Here is a 3,059-nt window from a genome sequence, read left to right as displayed (position 1 = left end):
CCGGCCCACAGCATGACACCAGCAAGGTCCCCACCCATAACCACACCAACGACTGAGCTGGCCAGCAGTCACGGCAAAGACCGTTGCAGTACTAGGGCGCCGCTCCGAGGGACGGTGCCTCCGTCACGAGCCTTCCCGCGCCTCCGCCAGGTCCCGCACCGCCCGCTCCAGCCGCGTCCGCCGAGTTTCCGGTGTCGCGGCTTGGAGCAGTGGGAGCATCACAAGGTAGCGGGCAGTGCGGTCCAGCGCGTCGAACGCGGTACGCGCCGCCGGGTTCGCCGCCAACGCCGCGGCAAGGTCGTCCGGGACAGCGGCTGTCGCTTGAGGCGCGTACGCCCGGTCCCAGCGGCCGTCCTCCTGAGCTCTACGGACTTCGGCGAGACCGGGCTCTCTCATCCTGCCCGCCGCCGCCAGGGCCGCGACCTTGTCGACGTTCACCCGCGACCACAGGCTCCTCGGCCGACGAGGCCCGTACTTCTGCAGGTAATACCGGTCGTCCAGCCTCCGGCGCTGCCCGGAGATCCAGCCCCAGCACAGCCCCACGTCGACCAGTTCGTCGTCCGTGACCGACGGGATGCCCGACGCCTTCTTCGCCACCTTGACCCACACGCCCTCGTGACGGGAGTGGTGCTCGGCCAGCCACTCCTCGAAGGCCCCCGCATCCGGGAACGCGACGACTTCCACCCCGTTGAGCTCCTCCATGCGGGTCAGGCTAAGGCCTGTCCGGCGCCACCTCCCGGACCTTGCCGTGCTCTTCTCCGGCTGTGGCTGTGGCTGTGGCCAGCGCCTTGAGATCGCGGGCGCCGGGTGCTCGGTTGCCGTTGTTCTCACGAAGACTTCGCTCCGCCACCGAGGGCTCCTTCTGCGACTGCACGGCCGGGACCGGGCAGAGCGAAATTCGGCCTTCCCACCAGACCCGCGCGCACCGCTCCCGCATACATCCGCGGCCGAACGGGTCCTTCCCCGACCAGTCGGCGGCATGCGCGGGGACAAGGTCCGCAGGGGACTCAACTTCCGTGCGACACACCGGAGATGGCCATGGTGCAGATCACTCCTCGACCATCTGTACGGCACCGCGCGGATCACCGTACTGTCGCCTTCATGCAGCCTTGTGCGGATTGGGGTGTCATGGTAGTTCCGCGTGGCGCGCCCGCGCCGCACACACGTGATGTGGGCAAACCGAGCAACGCCTTGCGGAACACGCTCAATCGAGGATCGACATGACGCTTCCCCCGGGCCAACGTGCCGTCGACGGATTCCCGCGCTTCGGCACCCACCTCCACCGGCCGCCTCCGCCCGTCCCCGCCGACCCGGTGATCGCCATCGGCGGAGCGCTGACCGAGACCGTCACCCTGTCCATGACCGACCTCGCCGAACTGCCCCGGCAGGAGCTGGAGGCCGACTTCCACTGCGTCGCCGGCTGGTCGGCGACAGGCCTGCGGTGGGAGGGGGTCCCGTTCTCGGCCCTCTACCGCACGCGAGTCGAACCGCTGGTCGAGGCGGACGCGCCAGTCAGTCACGTCGTCTTCGAGGGACTGGACGGCTACCGGTCGCTCGTGGTGCTCGAGGACGCCCTGGCCGACGACGTCCTCATCGCCGACCGCCTTGACGGGCAGCCCCTCGACAGTGACCACGGCGCCCCGGTACGGCTGGTCAGCCCCCGCCAGTACGGCTTCGTCAGCACGAAGCACCTCTGCCGCATCGAGTTCCACACCTCCCAGCCCCCGGACCCCGACCGGTGGTCGCCCCTCGCGTCGCACCACAGGGCGAGGGTCTGGCAGGAGGAACGGCACCGTTACCTTCCCGGCCGGGTCGTGCGTCCCGTCTACCGGGCCCTGATCGGCCCGATCCGCGCCATGAGTGCAAAGGGCAGCCGCAAGGCACCACAGGCTCCACAGGCTCCACAGGACCCGCGGGGCCCGCGATGACCGCTGCTCAGGTGCCTTGAGCGGGGGCGGGGGTGGGCCCGCGTCAGCGGTTCCGCAGTAACCACCAGGCTCCGGGGCTGGGAGCCACGAGTGCGGCGCCGTCCACCGGGCCCCAGCAGCCGATGCCGCTCTCGCCGAGGGTCACGACCTCGGCGAGAGGTGTTCCCACGTTCCCAGACGTTCCGCGGAGCAGTTGCGACGACGGGTTCGGCCCCGCCGCACCGTCCCTGAACCGCGTTGACCGGCCTACGAACCCGAACGCGGCGCGGATCTGCCCCGGAGAAGGTCTGCGAGTCAACGACGGCACCGTTTCCGGTCGGGTCCGCCCTCGTATCCCTTGAGGCGAGACGTCTCCCGTCGCCGCCTGCGCGTCGCGGTCCACCCGGCTAGGACCACGCAGGTGGCCGTGCAGTCCGGCGCGGTGAGGTGCAGGGCCTGGTCGGCGGCTGCTTCCGCGCCGACGCCACAGGTGCCGTCCGCGACGGCCCCGGCCAGGCCGACCCCGAGACCCGCGACCACGGTGATGACCGTCTTGGTGAACCCCCCATTTGGCACCGCACACCGACCGAGTCGATTGGTCGATCGCGCATCGCGACCCGTCGTGTGATCGCCGCGATACCGGGTGTGGGCCAGGCTCTACCGCGTGACGTTCGACGAACTCGGAGCGCGAGGCGAGCTGGTAGCTGTTAAGAAGCGCTGTCTAAGCGGTTGCCCCAAGTCTCTTGGGCTTTCCAGTGGTGTGCCAGGATGCGCTGATGGGCGACCTCACGTCACGCACCGATGATCAACGGGTGGCCGCACCCGTCTCCACAGCGCGTCGGGGTCGCGCAGCGTCCGCCCGCCGTTCTGCATCAGGAGGACACGTGCAACGTGGCGAAGTCTGGTGGGTGGAGTTCGACGAGCGGCGGCCGGCCGTGCTGCTGTCGGGAGACGATGTGTCCGGGATCCGGGTGATGCAGGTCGTTGCTCGGGCGGGTGTCGACATCACCGGTCTGGGCGTCGAAGTGGCAGTGGGCGCCGTGGAAGGACTGCCCTTGTGCGATCTCTCGGGTTGGTGTCGGTGGTGGTGAGAGTCGGTCGCGCTGGTCCAGGGGTTGGTGTTACGGGGCTGGTCAGTGGGTGTTTTTGGGT

The 3,059-nt window shown here is 69.5% G+C and carries 2 protein-coding genes and 1 pseudogene; 2 read left to right on the top strand and 1 reads right to left on the bottom strand.

Going from position 1 to position 3,059, the window contains the following annotated elements; translation table 11 throughout:
* Positions 1 to 123: 123 nt before the first annotated feature.
* A complete protein-coding gene (locus ACZ7D7_RS33890) occupies positions 124 to 702 on the bottom strand; it encodes a YdeI/OmpD-associated family protein (RefSeq protein ID WP_470829387.1) in 579 nt (192 codons plus the stop codon).
* Between the two features lie 518 nt (positions 703 to 1,220).
* On the opposite strand from ACZ7D7_RS33890, the gene ACZ7D7_RS33885 reads away from it, so the two are divergent.
* On the top strand, positions 1,221 to 1,928 hold the full coding sequence (locus ACZ7D7_RS33885; protein ID WP_470829386.1) for a molybdopterin-dependent oxidoreductase: 708 nt from the start codon (positions 1,221 to 1,223) through the stop codon (positions 1,926 to 1,928).
* Positions 1,929 to 2,791: 863 nt separating this feature from the next.
* Positions 2,792 to 2,962, top strand: a pseudogene (locus tag ACZ7D7_RS33880) (type II toxin-antitoxin system PemK/MazF family toxin); the annotation flags it as partial.
* Positions 2,963 to 3,059 lie beyond the last annotated feature (97 nt).

The organism is Streptomyces sp. NPDC037054 (assembly GCF_055606745.1).
Note: the sequence above shows the minus strand (reverse complement) of the source record. Positions and strands in the feature narration are given on the sequence as shown.